We start from the raw sequence: 16,084 nt of genomic DNA, 5'->3' as shown, positions 1-16,084 counted from the left end.
AGTAAACTGGTTAGGTGTTTTATTGGTTTGCTCTTTATAAAAATATCTTGTTTTTAACCAGATTCTGTTATGGGTGGCAAGTGTTCGTTCCAAAAGCTAGCTTGAAAATTGAGATGGGATTCGATGTTGCCCCCTTTATACCGATAAGAAAAAAAACAGTGCCACCCAAAAGAATGACTATGCAAGGTAAGAAATAATTTATGAGTAAACTGGTTGTGAAAAAATAGTGCCACCCAAAAAAATGACTATGTAAGATGAAAAATAATTTATGGGTAAACTGGTTGAATAATTTATTGGTTTGCTTTTTATAAAAATATCTTGTTTTTAACCAGATTCTGTTATGGGTGGCAAGTGTTTCTCCACAACCTACCGCCGTGTGAATCGGGACGCCCAATCGAATCAGACTTCTTACTTTGGTTCGTGGTTTACGCCACTGTCGCCAATAAGCCATTCGTACACGTCGTCGGATCCAGTGATCCAACTCCACACACTTTTGATAGCCGCTGGCAATTCCATAGTAATTAATCCAGCCTCGTAAATACTGACTGATTTTAAACAGTTGGTATTTCATTGAGACACCCCAATTTCGGTTAGTTAATTTTCTGACTTGTCGCTTGAATTTAATCAAAGATTTATCATGCCAATTAATTCGGCCAGCTTTAAGAAAGACAGTGCCACCCAAAAGAATGGCTATGCAAGGTAAAAAATAATTTTTGAGTAAACTGGTTGGATGTTGTATTGGTTTGCTCTTTATAAAAATATCTTGTTTTTAACCAGATTCTGTTATGGGTGGCAAGTGTTTCTTTTGCAAATGTTTCTTTTTTTTCTGCCTGTAAATATCATTATATCTATGATCAAGAACGCATGTAATTTCGCGTTGCGTTAGGTGAGGGCGGTTGTGTGGTGAAGATCTAGTCTTGCTCAAAAGGCGCCGTAAAAATTACGATCATCGCCGCCAGTGGAATGTCAGTCATTGATTTGTTGGCTCGTGAATTTTGAATGGTGCGGCAGTTTTGTTGATTATCAGTTGGCCAGAGAGCGATGCTCTCTGGCCAACAAGATTAAAACAACAAGAAAGTCTTATGTCTTGAGATAAACGTTTATTCTGTTATTGGCAATAAAGGCTTGCATCGACTCCCGAACGATTGCCGAGTCGAGTAATTGCAGAAACGGCTTTCGGCGTTAAATCATTACTGCGTAATAACGCAAGCTCATTAAAACTATAGTTTATGCCTTTATATTCAATGCGATGACATAAAAGCGGCACCCAGTCTTGGTGGGTGATGTAGCCGTTATGGCTGATGCTAATTGGCTCATAAGAATAGGCTTTACCAATCCAGTCAATGTATTCAACGTGTTGATCGCTGATAGAGTCTTGGTTGAGCAGTTTATCGAGGCTATTGTCACCTTGGGCATCGTCAATAAAGATATCGCTACTTGCATCGGTAAACAATAACTTAAAGATTGATAAATCAACGCCTTGGTTGATCGCAACATGCAATGGTGTGTCTCCAGCACTATTAATCATTGTGCGGCTGATCGATTCAAAATCAAAATCAGTAGTATTTAACCAAAGCGCTTCTATTATTTTAACGTTATTGGTTCTAACTGCATAATGGAGCACGCTATCGCCTGCTTTTATGTTCATATTTTTGGTTGGTTTGCTAACCGTTAGGCGCGGATCAGCACCACCAAGCATTAATGTTTTGATGGCATTTACGTGTGCTTCATAGCGTTGCTGATTGTCGTGATTATTGCGTCTTAATAGTTTGTTGTGAGCAGCAACTGCAAAATCAATGGCTCGAGCCAATAACCAGCCATCTTTTTCTCCATCAGCGTTTAAATTAATATTAACGCCTGAATCAATGATGTTGGTTAAATGTTGATTATCTGCTTTCGCTAATGCCCGACGCAGATCGCGATAATTAAACATATCGCCGTTATTGCTGGCGTTATCGAGACGACGTTGTAAGCCTTTTGCACGCGAGTGCGCTAAAGCTTGACGGGTGACGCGGCCGTGATTCCAAACGGATGACCATGAACCGCCGCCGCGAACGGCACCAATAACACCGTAAGTATCGAGGTTAGCATCGTAAGCCCATAAGGCTGAACCCGATTCGCCACCGACGGTATCGACAACAACGTACTGAACGGCATTGCCACCAGGAGGTAAGTGAGTATGAATGGCTCCGCCTCGCCAGCCAGACATTGGGGAGTTTTCATGTGAGCCGTGGCCTCGAAATTCTCCAGGTGTTAAATGGATATCGCTGGGGTAGGTGTACACGAGTGGCTGAGCGTAGTTTAGGGTCGTGGTATCTCCGTTATACGGAGTTGCCATGTCGCGTAATGCGAAATCAGAAAAGGTTCGCTCTGCTGTATCTCTAGGACCGAAATAAGGGCTGATGTAGGTTCTAAAATCGCTGACTACATATTTAGAGTATAAATCAATTGTTTGCTTGAGGTCTGCTCTTAATTGCTCGCGTTGAGCTGCTTTTGCATCAGCATCTTCTTCGATATTATCAAGGTAGTTAGTAATTAAATCAGCTCTTGTTGTTTCGTAAATACTATTGGCTTGTTCATCTTGCGCGAGTATGTACGAAGTACGGCGAACTGATTGCCCCCAAGTACCATTGGTTGGATGAAAAAATGGTGCCTGGCAGTGGCCTGCGGTTAATGCTAGATCTGTTGACAGTAAAACACCCCGACAGCCGATATTATTTAATGTCGAGTTTTGCAGTTTTTCAGGAATTGAAAGGTTGGTCGGGTAAGGTGTTGATGGGTAGCGTGCTTGTGTATTGTGTACGACTTCAATGCCGTCACGAAGATTTATCTTATGATCACTGAGCCAAGCGGTGACTCCGCCTTTGCCATTATTAGCGGTCAAGCACACGTAATGATCGTGCAATGATGGTTCTGATAAAACAAAATCAAAACCGTCGGTATTTAATGGAATACCGCTATCGATTGTTTGGCATTTTTCTAAGATTCTTTCTCGAGTCAAATAACCTTCATCGCTGATATAATTTAATGCTAGCGTTTCAGTGCCGATGGAATAACCACTGAATTGATCAAAATATTGCTCAGTAACAGCAATGTCATCACTAATGATGATTTCAGCTGCAGCTTGCTTTCTTACCCAACCAATATCCGTTGTGAATAAATGACCATCTTTATCTTCTAATTGCAGGCAGGCGTATTTTCCATGCGTCGCTGGATTGGTTAAAAAGTCATAATTGTCGCGCTCAATGACAATGCTCAATTCAGCCGTTGGATTATTGCTTTGACATTGATTAGCTTCTGATAACAGTAATATGCGCTGCTTTACAATGTCGACTGGTGTTCTAATACTCCAGCGCGATGTTGCTGAGGCGCTAACGGCTTCATTGATGGGGTCTTGGGGTTTTTGATACACATCGATATTTAAGTTACGACCTATCAGTGTTAAAGGTTGGCTGAACAATACGGCATCTGGCGCAAGCGGATGTGTTCCGCTGATAGTAAATCGATGATCGGTAAATCGACTGTCAGCAGACACGCTAATGGGAATATCGTTCAACTGCCAATGACCATTGCGGCTAGTTACCTTAAAAGAGTCAGCGCTGGCGCTTGATCCGTTGGCGGGCGTTAGAGTTAATTCAACATCGCTATTAAGCTGACCCGATAAGTCGAATAATATTGGAGCGTTGGCATTATTCGGCTGATAAATATACTCTACTTTAAAGCTGGTCAGTGACTGACTACCACTGGTGTTGAGATCGCTCACGACGCTTTCTGTTATTACCTGATTCAGGCTAAAATCAGGCTTCGCCAATGAAATCGAATCTTGGCTAGCGAAAGCGTATTGTTTGCCATTCTCGTCTTCAATGCGTACACAAAGGTTGCTGCCATTGGCCCATTTGTGGTTTTTATAGTTGTATATTTTTTGAAATGAGAAGTGCTTGTCGTTAACTGTTTCAGGTGAGAATAAAAAGAAATATTGATTGCAAAATTCAACCGAATCTTCGAGTGCTTCAACGTACTTCAATGGAACATCAGAATTGATCGATACATTGAATTGTTGAACCGGACTTGATTCCGAATTCGCTGATGTTGTGATACTAACATCAACTGCGGCGTAACTGGTTAATGAGTAACAGGAAAGAAATAGAGCAAGAGCGGTCTTTTTTCTTGATGGCATTTTTTACCTCTTTATATATTAAATAAATAGGTAGGTGGTTTTGTAATGCTAAATAATAGTTCGGTAAGAGAAGGTGTTCTTATTAATAACTTGTATAAGTTCATCTTATCAAACATGCATTAATTACCTAGCATATTAATTGCTGGTAGATGTACCTATGAAAAATAAATATTCCATCAGGCCCCAGTAGCTCCGCTGTCGTAGTGATACATTACCTTAGACCGGTAGCTTTGCGTCCCTATCTTTCGAAAGGTTTGCCTTTATTTACCTACATATTATATCGTCATTAAGTTTAGTGTAATTTTTTCTATGTAATAATTCGCACAATAAATGTAAATGTATCATTAGTGTTTTTCAAGATAATTATTCTTTTTGTTTGTTTGTTTATTTATGATCAATGCTGCAGTTTTTTGTTTTGACACTAGGAAAACAAATCAGAACAGTTCAAGCTGCTGATGCAATACAGCTTCGAATCATTCTAAAGCCGCTGCTTTTGACTTGCGGCCAGAGTGAGTAGAAGAAAATAAAGTAAATAGTAGCTAGCGCTACCCATAAATTTATTTGTACTAGTTCTGGGTTAATCTAGCGCTGCTCTTGAAAAAAGAAAAAGTTACCGGCTTTTATTGGCTGTGATTAGGTACTCAAAAAATAGATAGCCCTTGAAAAACATCGACACCCTGCTATCTAGCAAGAGCCAAAGCGTTTTTAACCCGTTTCGAATGGTTTTTGATGCATTCACAACTGGATAAGCAGTTATCGACAGCCAAAAGATTCACCGAAGCAAGCTTATAAACGATTCAAGTTGCTAGTGCATTGATTGCCAGCCTGTAAGCTCATTTTCATCTGGTGCACCTTTAACGATATTATACTGATCATAAAACACGCGACCGGGCATATATTCAATAATCGCACTCGCTAAAATTCCGCCCAGTTTGGCCCACTCTCGCTGCGTTGCATAAGGTCGATGCAATCCTGACTTGTCAAAATGGCTATTTACATCCTGAAATGGTCCAGTGACTAGCGCCTGCTGTGTATTAACTCGATATAAATAGCTATTAAATATCTGCTGTGCAAACGTCGGGTCAATCTTCTTTAACATACCGTAGGTGCCTGTGGACACCCACTGGCTATCATGTTGAGTGATCTGTCGTGCACGCGGATGATTAAAACCATATGAATTCTTGACATGCTCTACCAATGTCACATTTCCCTCAATATTCCAAGGGAAAAAACCTTCTGAGCTAATTACTTCCGGCAGCCGTTTATCCCAGCGATAGGTATACTCGGGGAGGTGCTTGCGCTGGATAACTCTAGCTATAATACGCTTTTTTCTTGAAATAAATTCAAACATTTAACCGCTCTTGCGACCTGAATATCGTATAAGGAAAAATAAAAAATAAAGGCAGCAGATTCAGGCCATTTGAAAATACGAGCACGCCTCGTCAAAACAGGGCGAATGCTACTTCAAATCAATAGCTCTTATTTATTTATTTATCATTTGGTATTGTTTCTGTGCAGCTCAGCACACTTTATTCAACAAAGCATCACGAACCAATAAGCCACGCGACACAAAAACAGTAGGTTAGCGTGAATTTAATTCAAAAAATATATTGCAGAAAGAGGGGTTAGTAGAAAATTAGATAACTTCAATATAAACAATCATGCACATATTGATTAGATCATGTCTACTGTCCGAAGTTACCATTAGTTGACAAGAAAAAGCTGATGTAGAAAAAAACTAGTGCCAGCCAAGAGAATGACTGTGCAAGGTGAAAAATAATTTATGATCGAGTGAGTAAACTAGTTGAATGTTGTATTGGTTTGTTTTTTATAAAAGTATCTTGTTCTTGGTTAAGTAAGATTGTGTGTGGGGGAGGTAAGTGTTCCGTTAGCTGCTGCTACGATGGGGTTTTTCGTCATTCTAAAGCTGCTGTTTTTGACTTGCAGTGAGAGTAAGTAGGAGAAAATAAAGTAAATGATGCTAAAGTAAATGGCGCTAAAGTAAATGGCGCTAAAGTAAATGGCGCTAAAGTAAATGGCAGCTAGCGCTACCCATAAATTTATTTGTACTAGTTCTGGATTAATCTGGCGCTGCTCTTGAAAAAGAAAAAGTTACCGACTTTTATTGGCTGTGATTAAATATTCAAAAAAGAGGTGGCTTTCATGGCTTAAAAAGAAGACGGTGTCAGCCAAAGAAATGAATATGCAAAGTTAAGAATAGTAAACTAGTTGAGTGTTGTATTGGTTTTATTTTTATAAAAATATCTTGTTGTTAGCCAAGTGTGATTGTGGATGGCAAGTCTTCGATTTTTTTTTCGAGGGTTGCTTGATGATATTGAACGATCGTTTAGAGAAGTCTATGGGTAAGGTAAGAAGAAATAGGTACTGCTGATGAAAATAAGTATGTGGATAAGAAATGCTTTATTTTCTGAGTTGTTTTGTTTGTCTGGTTGCGCCGTAGGCTTGCCAAACCTACAGCGCAGAAAATTGAGCTAGCTTACAAAATACTGCTTCCGATACTCAGCAATACACAGCTGACCACCACCCATAATGCTGAACGTTTTAATACGCTTAAAATCACCAGCCCAATCAGTACTGTTGCCATGTCGATGGGTGATTGAACGCCAGAAATGAAAATCGGGTCATAAAGGGCTGCGGCAAGTAGCCCAACTACCACTGCGTTCACGCCAGCGACTGCACTGGCGGCATACTTAAGTGTGGTGAAACTTTTCCAGAAGGGCAGTATTGCACTGACCAGCAAAAAACCCGGTAGAAACATAAAAATAACTGCGATGAATGCGGCGAAAAGGTTAGAGTGTTCTCCTGGAATTAATGCACCGAGATAAGCTGAAAAGGCAAACATCGGCCCGGGAATTGCCTGAGATGCGCCGTAGCCTGCGAGGAATTGTGATTGATCCAGCCATTGGTTTCCAACGACGGATTCTTCCAGCAGCGGCAATACAACATGGCCGCCACCAAATACCAGTGCACCTGCGCGATAAAATGCATCGGCTATGGCAAGCAGGCTGTTGTTGTCGGCAAATAACGGCAGTGCAATAAATATTCCAGCGAAAATGATAATAAAAATGCTCGCCAGCTTTTTGCTGTAATTTATCTGAATTTTTTCTGAGCCAGTGGTTAATGCCTGTTGGCAATAGCGAGCGCCTAATACCGCACCAGCCAAAACCAGCCCAATTTGTAGCCAGACGTTACCCGAGACAATTAAAATAGCGGCACTGAAAATAGCCATTAATTTGCGAGGTGTGTCTGGGCAAAGTTTTTGGCTCATGCCAAGTAATGCATCAATGACCACTACACATGCCACTAGTTTTAGACCGTGAATGGCAGCGTTGGCAAAATCGCCAGTAACTGCGGGCAGTAAAAGTGCAAAGCCGATTAACAGTAATACCGAAGGTAGAGTGAAAGCGATAAATGCCGCCAATGCGCCTAACCAACCTGCGCGTAGCAGGCCGATGCTAAAGCCCAGCTGACTGCTAGCCGGGCCGGGCAGAAACTGGCAAATCGCTAATAGTTGTGAAAATTGACTGTCGCTGAGCCATTGTTGTTTTTTCACAAATTCTTTATGGAAATAACCAATGTGTGCCACTGGCCCGCCAAAAGCGCTTAACCCTAATTTTAAGAAGGTAATGAAAACTGAAAAAACCGAATGCCTTTGATCGGGTTGGCTGGCCGAGTGATTGGTCATGCTGATAGTGCTCTAGGTTATTATGAGAATGTTTTTGGCAGGATATTAATAGAAATAGATGACAAAGCAATGTCTAGCGCCCCAGTTTTGTTCTACTTGGCTTATCATTGCTCAATTACAATATTTTTAGCATCAAGATCTTCTAGGTAATTTTGTTGCTATTACTGTTATATGAATGAAACAGTAAGGACGCCTACCCATGAAAGCCAACTCCCGATTATTCTTGCTGTTAATTTTATTGTTTCTTTTCGGTTGCACCGCCTTGCCAAAGGGTATTGCTCCAGTGCAGCCTTTTCAAATCGAAAGTTATCTTGGCACTTGGTATGAAATCGCTCGGCTCGATCATTCGTTTGAGCGTGGCCTTGAGCAAGTCTCGGCTAATTATTCAATGCGTGATGACGGTGGCGTTCGGGTGGTTAATCGAGGCTATTCATCTGCGTCGGGTGAATGGAGTCAAGCTGAAGGTAAGGCTTACTTTGTAAAGTCCGACAACCAAGGGCATCTTAAAGTGTCGTTCTTCGGCCCATTTTACGGTGCGTATGTGGTGTTTGAATTGGGCTCGGACTATCAGTATGCATTTGTCAGTGGACCGAACCGAAATTACCTCTGGTTGTTGGCACGCCAGCCTGAAGTTTCCGATAATTTGAAGTCGAAATTTATTCGTAGTATTCAACAATTAGGTTTTGATGATAAAGCGTTAATTTTTCCTCGGCAGGTATCTCATGAATAAACATAAACATCGTCAGCTAATATTCTGGCTGCTGTTCGTTAATGGCTTTGCGTTTGTTGCTACGGCGATGATGGCTTTTGTTCAACCTTTGTATTTAGCAGAAATCGCAGGATTAATACTACAAAAAGGTATTGGCACTAGTGAATTTCTTGCCAATTACGGCGGGCTATATTTATTGATTGGTATTGCGTTATCGCTGTCGGCATTCAAAGCTTCATGGCAAGTACAAGGCCTGTTGCTGTTGGTTTTAGTCTGTGGTGGTTTGTTTATTGGAAGGGCCGTTGCGGTGTTTCAGTTTGGTTTTCCGGCGCTGGCGCAAATGAGTTTTGCGGTTTGGGAGGGTTTGAGCGCTGCTTTGGCTGTTTGGTTGTGGTCAGAAAGATAAAAACAACTTTTATTCTATCTAGAATACTCCGTTGTTTTAATATTTCTGATGATTTACGACGGTTTTTTCGTGGTGGATTGTTGATGAGTGAATGCGCTAATTAAACCGCCACATGAGAATGTTTGCTTATCCTAAAGTCGAATAGACCTTTTTCGCCTGAACTTGCAGTCTTTGACCGATAGACGTCTCACTGCATCCAAGAAAACACAGGGGAAGGTTATGGCTGACCAGAAAGTATCCAATAGTAAATCTGGACAAGGTCTCGATTATCAAACAGTTCATCAGCAATCGCTGGATAATCCCGCAGAATTTTGGTCGGAACAAGCTAAAAACCTTCCTTGGTACACCGCTCCGAAGACTACCTTAGAAAAAGATGAACAAGGCAGCTGGCGCTGGTTTCCTGACGGTGAAATGAACACCTGCTACATGGCGGTTGATCACCATGTGGAGCAAGGGCGAGGTGATCAGGTTGCGATCTATTACGACTCTCCTGTCACCATGACCAAGCGCTCGATTACTTATAAAGAACTGCAAAATGATGTAGCAACTTTTGCTGGTGTGTTAGCGGACCATGGCGTGGTGAAGGGCGATACCGTAGTCATTTATATGCCGATGTCACCGCAATCAGTGATTGCTATGTTGGCTTGTGCTCGGTTAGGTGCAGTGCATTCGGTAGTGTTTGGTGGTTTTGCACCCCGTGAGTTAGCGGTGCGAATTGATGATGCTAAACCAAAAGTGATTTTAACTGCGTCCTGCGGCATCGAATTACATAATATTCTTCCCTACAAGCCATTGCTCGATGAAGCGTTATTCCAAGCGAATCACCAACCAGATTATTGCATTGTTTTCCAGCGTTCCCATTTCAATGCGGCGGATATGAAAGAGGGGCGTGATGTTGACTGGAAAGAGGCTTTGCTGCGGACGACGCCAGCACCTTGTACGCCGGTAAAAGCAACCGACCCTTTATATATTCTTTACACTTCTGGCACCACAGGCACACCAAAAGGTGTTGTTCGAGATAACGGCGGCCATGCCGTGGCGATGAAATATTCGATGGATGCGATTTATGACCAGCAACCAGGCGATGTTTTTTGGGCTGCTTCAGATGTTGGTTGGGTAGTCGGCCATTCTTATATTGTTTATGCGCCGCTTATTGCAGGTTTAAGCACGATTCTTTATGAAGGAAAGCCAGTAAAAACGCCTGATGCAGGTGCGTTTTGGCGAGTGTGTAGTGAGTATGGGGTAAAGGCTTTATTTGCTGCGCCCACTGCATTTCGTGCGATTCGTAAGGAAGATCCAGAATGCGAAATGGCACAAAAATATGATTTAAGTAAATTGCAGTATTTATTTGCTGCCGGTGAGCGGCTCGATCCTGCGACTTGGGATTGGCTCAATCATAGCTTGGGCTTACCAGTGATTGATCATTGGTGGCAGACTGAAACCGGTTGGGCGATCGCGGCGAACCCGATGGGTATTGAACCGATGACGACTAAGCCCGGTTCATCTAGTAAGCCATCAGCCGGATTTAATGTGAAAATTTTTGATGCCGATGGCAATCAACAGCCAGCGGGTGAGCAAGGCTCAATCGTCATTCAAGAACCGCTACCGCCAGGGTGTTTGTATTCCATTTGGGGTAATCATCAGCGCTTCCGTGCTGGTTATATGGATCCTTTCCCAGGTTACTACTTGTCTGGTGATGGCGGTTATATCGATGAAGAAGGTTATTTGTTTGTAATGGGCCGAACCGACGACATTATCAATATTGCTGGCCATCGATTGTCGACGGGTGAAATGGAAGAGGTGGTGGCGTCTCATCCTGCGGTGGCCGAATGTGCAGTCATTGGCATTCATGACGAGTTACGCGGGCAGTTGCCGGTGGGCTTTGTATTGCTAAAAGATGGACATTTGTTGGATCCTACGGTGATGGAAGAGGCCATGGTAAGGCTCGTTCGCAAAAAAATTGGCCCAGTTGCGTGTTTTAAGAAGGTGATGGTGGTCAACCGATTGCCGAAAACCCGCTCGGGGAAAATCCTGAGAAAACTGCTGCGACAAATTGCCGATGGCGAGAGCTACACTATTCCTTCAACCATCGATGATCCTGAATGTATTGATGAAATTTCAATGATTATGGCGGAACGCGGTTTAATTGAACGCCAGCCAGTCAAAGAAGATGACGCACCACTTCAATAGCCTTCATTATTAAGAACACCCTATTGGCCGCATAGGTATTACCTTTGCGGCCAGAGTCTATAGTTCAAACCCATGCAAAGCGCTGGCCATGGTGTTAATATGCCGACCCTGTTTATTGAATGTACCCCTAAGGGTTAACGGCTAGCGAGCTCTATGCATTGTCCTTTTTGCCATGCCGATGACACCAAGGTCATCGACTCTCGACTGGTAGGGGGTGGATCCCAGATTCGCCGACGCCGCCAGTGTCAAACCTGTCAGGAACGCTTCACTACCTATGAAGTTGCCGAATTAGTGATGCCACGCATTATTAAGCGTGACGGCAATCGGGTGCCTTTTGACGAAGAAAAACTTCGCAGCGGAATTTTACGTGCGCTAGAAAAGCGTCCAGTCGCGGCAGAAGAAGTCGAAAAATCCATTACCCGCATCATGCATTCTTTGCGTGCCACCGGTGAGCGGGAAGTCCATTCTGATAAGCTCGGCGAGAAAGTAATGATCGAATTACGAGCACTCGATGAAGTAGCCTATGTTCGATTTGCTTCGGTTTACCGCAGCTTTCAAGATATCGAAGAATTCCGTGATGAACTAGACCGCATGGCCAGTGAAAAAACAGTCGATTAAGCCGGTTTTTTAATCGACTCATGACGATTGATATCTGCAGCTGGTTATTTTTAAAGCGTAGTGATGAGAGAAGTAAATGATCGCTGATGATCGCTGGATGAGCCTAGCTTTACAGCTGGCTGAAAAAGGCCGCTTTACCACACACCCTAACCCTCGGGTGGGCTGTGTATTGGTGAAAGATGATCAAGTGATTGGCCAGGGCTGGCATCATCAGGCAGGCCAACCCCACGCCGAAATCAATGCGCTGGCCGATGCCAAAGCACAAGGCAATGCAACTGAAGGTGCCACCGCCTATGTAACACTTGAGCCGTGTTCTCACCATGGGCGAACAGGCCCTTGTTGCCAAGCATTGGCTAAGGCCAAAGTGGTTCGAGTGGTTGCAGCGATGCAAGATCCTAACCCACAGGTTGCAGGTAAAGGCCTTGGCTACTTGCAAAATCAAGGCATCATCACCACATCTGGCGTGCAACAAGCAGCGGCGCGCGCCTTGAATGTTGGATTTCTATCTCGAATGGAAAAAGGTCGGCCGTGGATTCGCCTGAAATTGGCAATGAGTCTAGATGGTCGTACCGCCATGGATAATGGCCAAAGCAAGTGGATTACCTCCGCTGCCGCTAGGGCCGATGTGCAGCGAATGCGCGCTGAAGCTGACGCTATTTTAACCGCAACCGGCACTTTGCTGGCAGATGATCCAAAGCTGGATGTTCGAGATGAAGGCGCATTTCAGCTGCCTGAATTACACCGCCAACCTTTGCGAGTGATTGTTGATTCTAAATTGCAAACGCCGCATCAGGCACGCATTTTTGAATCGAATGGTCAGGTATTAATCGCTTCAGCAATTAAAGGCGAACATCCGCAGGCTGAAGTGGTTCAGTTGCCACAGCAAAATTCACAACGGGTCGATTTAATTCGATTGATGGATTTGCTGGGGCAGCGAGAAATTAACCAGATTCATGTTGAAGCAGGTCCGGTTTTAGCTGCGAGTTTGCTTAAAGCAGGATTGGTTGATGAGCTGGTGGTTTATATGGCAGCCAAATTAATGGGAAATACTGCCAGAGGTTTATTTGATTTACCTGAATTACAGCAAATGGCCGATGCTATTGATCTGCAAATTCAGGATATTCGCGCCATCGGCAAAGATTGGCGAATTACTGCAACGGTTTTATAGCCGAGCTTAAAGTTGAATCAGGATAGAAGATGTTTACCGGAATTGTTGAAGCGATAGGTAAAATCCGCGCAGTTACCCCAAAGGGTGAAGATTTTGTTGTCTCAGTAGATTCAGCCAGTCTTGATCTGTCCGATGTTCAATTGGGTGATTCGATTGCAGTCAATGGCGTTTGTTTAACCGCCACAAAATTACCCTCACAAGGGAAAGGTTTCGAAGCCGATGTTTCAGGCGAAACCTTGAGTTTGACTACATTAGGCAAACTCAACTCTGGTGATTCGGTTAATCTGGAAAAAGCGCTAACACCAACCACCCGCTTGGGCGGTCACTTGGTGAGTGGCCATGTCGACGGCATCGGCCAATTACTTAAGCGTTATACTTCCGGGCGCAGCGAAAGATTTTTAATCCGTCCTCCAAAAAGTTTGGCGCACTACATTGCCCGCAAAGGCTCAATCACGATTGATGGTGTCAGTTTGACGGTCAATAAATTGATCGGTGATGACTTTGAGCTCAATCTGGTGCCGCACACGCTTCAAAGAACAACCCTTCAGTGGTTAAAAGCCGGTGACAGCATCAACCTAGAAGTTGATTTGTTGGCGCGTTATCTGGAGCGATTGCTTCAGCGCAATACAACCACTGATGATAATGACGAGAATGGCGACACATCAGCAGCCACTGGTTTATCACTGGAACATTTGGCCAAATGCGGTTTTCTCGGCTAATCCGAGCAAACCAGTAATAGTGAGTAGGTTAGATAGGGTTTAGCACCATCTGATTTACTCAATTTGGTTAAGTGATGTGTTTGGGTAAGCGTTCTATCCAACACAGCTTTTAGTAAAACCAGTTTGAAGATAACAGTCCAAGACGAGTAGATATGATGGCAGAGCAGCAAGGTCTGAACACCACAGAAGAAATAATCGAGGACATTCGCCAGGGGAAAATGGTCATCGTAATGGATGACGAAGATCGGGAGAACGAAGGTGACCTGTTAATGGCCGCCGAATCCGTTCGTCCTGAAGACATTAACTTTATGGCGACCCATGGCCGAGGTCTGATCTGTCTGACCTTGACCCGCGAACACTGTAAAAAGCTGCAACTGCCACTAATGGTGCAGGACAATTACTCTCAATATTCGACCAACTTCACCGTTTCTATTGAAGCAGCTGAAGGGGTGACAACCGGTATTTCAGCAGCGGACCGTGCGGTAACTGTGCAAGCAGCGGTTAAACCCGATGCAGTGGCCAGCGATATTGTTCAGCCTGGACATATCTTTCCATTAAGTGCTCAGCCAGGTGGTGTTTTGTCCCGCGCAGGGCACACAGAAGCCGGTTGTGATCTGGCTCGTCTGGCAGGAAGAACGCCTGCGGCTGTGATCGTTGAAATTCTCAACGAAGATGGCACTATGGCGCGCCGGCCGGATCTGGAAATATTTGCCAAAAAGCATGGTTTGAAAATTGGTACTATTGCCGATCTGATTCATTATCGTAATCGCCATGAGCAAACTATTGAGCGCCAACCAACGCGCAAAATGGAAACTCGCTGGGGCGATTTTGATCTGATTCCATACCGCGACAGCATCGATGACCACGTGCACTTTGCATTGGTTAAAGGTCAGCTGGATCCGGAAAAAGCTGTGCCAGTTCGGGTGCACGTACCGGAAGTGATTGAAGATTTACTCGGTGGCGAGCGTGTTAATGGCGGTTGGCCATTGCAAGAAGCAATTCGCTATGTGGGCGAACAAGGCGAAGGCGTGGTGGTGGTGCTGGGCAAGCAAGAGTCAGCAGATGAGTTGATGGAAAAAGTCGCTCAGCTAGACTTGGCAGCCAAGCCACATGATGCCAACAATAAAAAAATCCAGGGTTATAAAACCGTGGGTGCAGGATCGCAAATCTTGGCCGATTTGGGGGTTCACAGAATGAAGCTGTTAAGTGCGCCGAAAAAATTCAGTGCCTTATCAGGTTTTGATCTGCAGATTGAAGAATATATTGCCTACGAAGGATCGTCTGATAAGTAACCTTCAAGGCTGGACGGAGATATAACCGGTAGCGGTAGGCGTACCGCGCTGGTTTTATCTCGGCAACCAGACGCAGTAAAAATGCGTTAATCAGAATACGTTAACCAGGAATAGATAATGAGCAATATCCAAGTAATTGAGGGCGACTTCATTCAGCCTACAGGTAAAAAAATTGCCTTGCTGGTTGCCCGTTTTAATAGCTTCATCGTTGACAGTCTGCAGTCGGGTGCTATTGATGCGCTGCGTCGTCAAGGCGTTAAAGATGAGCAAATCGTTGTTATAAAAGTACCAGGCGCATATGAAATGCCTCTGGCGGCGCAAAAATTGGCAGAAAGCGGCGAATACGCTGCGGTAGTCACTTTAGGCGCAGTAATTCGTGGTGGTACCGCGCACTTTGATTTCGTAGCAGGTGAAGCTGCTAAAGGTATGGGCCAGGTTAGCTTGAAAACTGGCGTACCGGTAATCTTCGGTGTGTTAACTACTGATTCTATCGAGCAGGCGATTGAGCGTGCCGGTACTAAAGCTGGTAACAAGGGTGCGGAAGCAGCCATGACCGCTTTGGAAATGATTAATTTGTTAGAAAGAGTTTAAGATGAATCCTGCAGCAAGACGTAAAGCCCGTAAATTGGCTGTACAAGCGCTTTACCAATGGCAAATGACCGGTCATAGCATTGTTGGCATTGAAGGCCAGTTTTTGGCAGACAATGATTTCAAACGCACCGACTCGGATTATTTTAAAGAGTTGTTTTGCCGTGCCGCCAGTACTGCTGAACAGTTAGACGCTATTTTTAGTGAATTCTCCAGCCGTCCGCTGAAAGAAATCACCCCCGTTGAGCTGTCTATCTTACGTTTGGCAACTTATGAGTTGTCAGTACGGGTTGATGTGCCAGTAGCCGTTGCGATTAACGAAGCTTTGGATTTAACTAACGCTTTTGGCGCTGATGACTCCAATAAGTTTGTTAACAGCATTTTAGATAAAACTGCTGCCAAACTTCGTCCAAACGAGGCTCGGCCTGCTGAATAAGCATTAATCCGCTTGGTTTAGCTGCAGTGTTCGATTTGCTTTAAAAACAAATCAAAAAAAATCCCCGATCAGAAA

The 16,084-nt window shown here is 43.9% G+C and carries 13 protein-coding genes and 1 riboswitch; of the genes, 9 read left to right on the top strand and 4 right to left on the bottom strand.

Annotated elements, in window-relative coordinates:
• Positions 1 to 67: 67 nt before the first annotated feature.
• The 4 genes from DC094_RS22330 to chrA all read right to left on the bottom strand — a co-directional run bounded on the left by DC094_RS22330 (position 68) and on the right by chrA (position 7,883).
• Positions 68 to 628, bottom strand: a complete 561-nt coding sequence (locus DC094_RS22330; protein ID WP_255420848.1) for a group II intron maturase-specific domain-containing protein — start codon at positions 626 to 628, stop codon at positions 68 to 70.
• 480 nt (positions 629 to 1,108) lie between these two features.
• Positions 1,109 to 4,177 (bottom strand): ankyrin repeat domain-containing protein, encoded by a 3,069-nt coding sequence (locus DC094_RS00380; RefSeq protein ID WP_116685130.1) that lies wholly within the window; start codon positions 4,175 to 4,177, stop codon positions 1,109 to 1,111.
• Positions 4,178 to 4,359: 182 nt separating this feature from the next.
• A riboswitch (cyclic di-GMP riboswitch) is annotated at positions 4,360 to 4,446 on the bottom strand.
• 536 nt (positions 4,447 to 4,982) lie between these two features.
• Complete coding sequence (locus tag DC094_RS00375; RefSeq protein ID WP_116685129.1) at positions 4,983 to 5,528, bottom strand: scabin-related ADP-ribosyltransferase; 546 nt, start codon at positions 5,526 to 5,528, stop codon at positions 4,983 to 4,985.
• Between the two features lie 1,146 nt (positions 5,529 to 6,674).
• Positions 6,675 to 7,883 (bottom strand): chromate efflux transporter, encoded by a 1,209-nt coding sequence (chrA, locus tag DC094_RS00370; RefSeq protein WP_116685128.1) that lies wholly within the window; start codon positions 7,881 to 7,883, stop codon positions 6,675 to 6,677.
• 199 nt (positions 7,884 to 8,082) lie between these two features.
• Here chrA and DC094_RS00365 point away from each other — a divergent pair, with 199 nt between their 5' ends.
• The 9 genes from DC094_RS00365 (at position 8,083) to nusB (ending at position 16,009) form a co-directional block, all read left to right on the top strand.
• Positions 8,083 to 8,613 (top strand): lipocalin family protein, encoded by a 531-nt coding sequence (locus tag DC094_RS00365; RefSeq protein ID WP_116685127.1) that lies wholly within the window; start codon positions 8,083 to 8,085, stop codon positions 8,611 to 8,613.
• Positions 8,606 to 8,998, top strand: a complete 393-nt coding sequence (locus tag DC094_RS00360) for a DUF4345 family protein (protein WP_116685126.1) — start codon at positions 8,606 to 8,608, stop codon at positions 8,996 to 8,998. Before DC094_RS00365 ends, DC094_RS00360 begins: the two co-directional genes overlap by 8 nt.
• A 219-nt stretch (positions 8,999 to 9,217) precedes the next feature.
• Complete coding sequence (locus DC094_RS00355) at positions 9,218 to 11,188, top strand: propionyl-CoA synthetase (protein WP_116685125.1); 1,971 nt, start codon at positions 9,218 to 9,220, stop codon at positions 11,186 to 11,188.
• Positions 11,189 to 11,341: 153 nt separating this feature from the next.
• Positions 11,342 to 11,806: a transcriptional regulator NrdR gene (gene nrdR / locus DC094_RS00350; protein WP_116685124.1), complete on the top strand. Its 465-nt coding sequence runs from the start codon at positions 11,342 to 11,344 to the stop codon at positions 11,804 to 11,806.
• Between the two features lie 76 nt (positions 11,807 to 11,882).
• Positions 11,883 to 12,974 carry a bifunctional diaminohydroxyphosphoribosylaminopyrimidine deaminase/5-amino-6-(5-phosphoribosylamino)uracil reductase RibD gene (ribD, locus tag DC094_RS00345; RefSeq protein ID WP_206605539.1) on the top strand — a complete coding sequence of 364 codons (1,092 nt, stop codon included), beginning with the start codon at positions 11,883 to 11,885 and terminating at the stop codon, positions 12,972 to 12,974.
• A gap of 29 nt (positions 12,975 to 13,003) precedes the next feature.
• The gene (locus DC094_RS00340; RefSeq protein WP_116685123.1) at positions 13,004 to 13,693 is read left to right on the top strand and encodes a riboflavin synthase; all 690 of its coding nucleotides are present in this window, start codon (positions 13,004 to 13,006) and stop codon (positions 13,691 to 13,693) included.
• A gap of 155 nt (positions 13,694 to 13,848) precedes the next feature.
• Positions 13,849 to 14,985 (top strand): bifunctional 3,4-dihydroxy-2-butanone-4-phosphate synthase/GTP cyclohydrolase II, encoded by a 1,137-nt coding sequence (gene ribBA, locus DC094_RS00335; protein ID WP_116686138.1) that lies wholly within the window; start codon positions 13,849 to 13,851, stop codon positions 14,983 to 14,985.
• A 117-nt stretch (positions 14,986 to 15,102) separates the two neighbouring features.
• Positions 15,103 to 15,576, top strand: a complete 474-nt coding sequence (ribH, locus tag DC094_RS00330; protein ID WP_116685122.1) for a 6,7-dimethyl-8-ribityllumazine synthase — start codon at positions 15,103 to 15,105, stop codon at positions 15,574 to 15,576.
• 1 nt (position 15,577) lies between these two features.
• Positions 15,578 to 16,009 carry a transcription antitermination factor NusB gene (gene nusB / locus DC094_RS00325; RefSeq protein ID WP_116685121.1) on the top strand — a complete coding sequence of 144 codons (432 nt, stop codon included), beginning with the start codon at positions 15,578 to 15,580 and terminating at the stop codon, positions 16,007 to 16,009.
• Positions 16,010 to 16,084 lie beyond the last annotated feature (75 nt).

Origin of the sequence: Pelagibaculum spongiae, from assembly GCF_003097315.1 — a bacterium.
GTDB lineage: Bacteria > Pseudomonadota > Gammaproteobacteria > Enterobacterales > Pelagibaculaceae > Pelagibaculum > Pelagibaculum spongiae.
The sequence above is the reverse complement of the archived record's forward strand: the minus strand, read 5'-3'. Positions and strand labels throughout refer to the sequence as shown.

Bases quoted from the DNA above. Each gene is read 5' to 3' on its own strand.
- DC094_RS00380 (WP_116685130.1), bottom strand. From the start codon at position 4,177: ATGCCATCAAGAAAAAAGACCGCTCTTGCTCTATTTCTTTCCTGTTAC.
- DC094_RS00375 (WP_116685129.1), bottom strand. From the start codon at position 5,528: ATGTTTGAATTTATTTCAAGAAAAAAGCGTATTATAGCTAGAGTTATC.
- chrA (WP_116685128.1), bottom strand. From the start codon at position 7,883: ATGACCAATCACTCGGCCAGCCAACCCGATCAAAGGCATTCGGTTTTT.
- DC094_RS00365 (WP_116685127.1), top strand. From the start codon at position 8,083: ATGAAAGCCAACTCCCGATTATTCTTGCTGTTAATTTTATTGTTTCTT.
- DC094_RS00360 (WP_116685126.1), top strand. From the start codon at position 8,606: ATGAATAAACATAAACATCGTCAGCTAATATTCTGGCTGCTGTTCGTT.
- DC094_RS00355 (WP_116685125.1), top strand. From the start codon at position 9,218: ATGGCTGACCAGAAAGTATCCAATAGTAAATCTGGACAAGGTCTCGAT.
- nrdR (WP_116685124.1), top strand. From the start codon at position 11,342: ATGCATTGTCCTTTTTGCCATGCCGATGACACCAAGGTCATCGACTCT.
- ribD (WP_206605539.1), top strand. From the start codon at position 11,883: ATGATCGCTGATGATCGCTGGATGAGCCTAGCTTTACAGCTGGCTGAA.
- DC094_RS00340 (WP_116685123.1), top strand. From the start codon at position 13,004: ATGTTTACCGGAATTGTTGAAGCGATAGGTAAAATCCGCGCAGTTACC.
- ribBA (WP_116686138.1), top strand. From the start codon at position 13,849: ATGGCAGAGCAGCAAGGTCTGAACACCACAGAAGAAATAATCGAGGAC.
- ribH (WP_116685122.1), top strand. From the start codon at position 15,103: ATGAGCAATATCCAAGTAATTGAGGGCGACTTCATTCAGCCTACAGGT.
- nusB (WP_116685121.1), top strand. From the start codon at position 15,578: ATGAATCCTGCAGCAAGACGTAAAGCCCGTAAATTGGCTGTACAAGCG.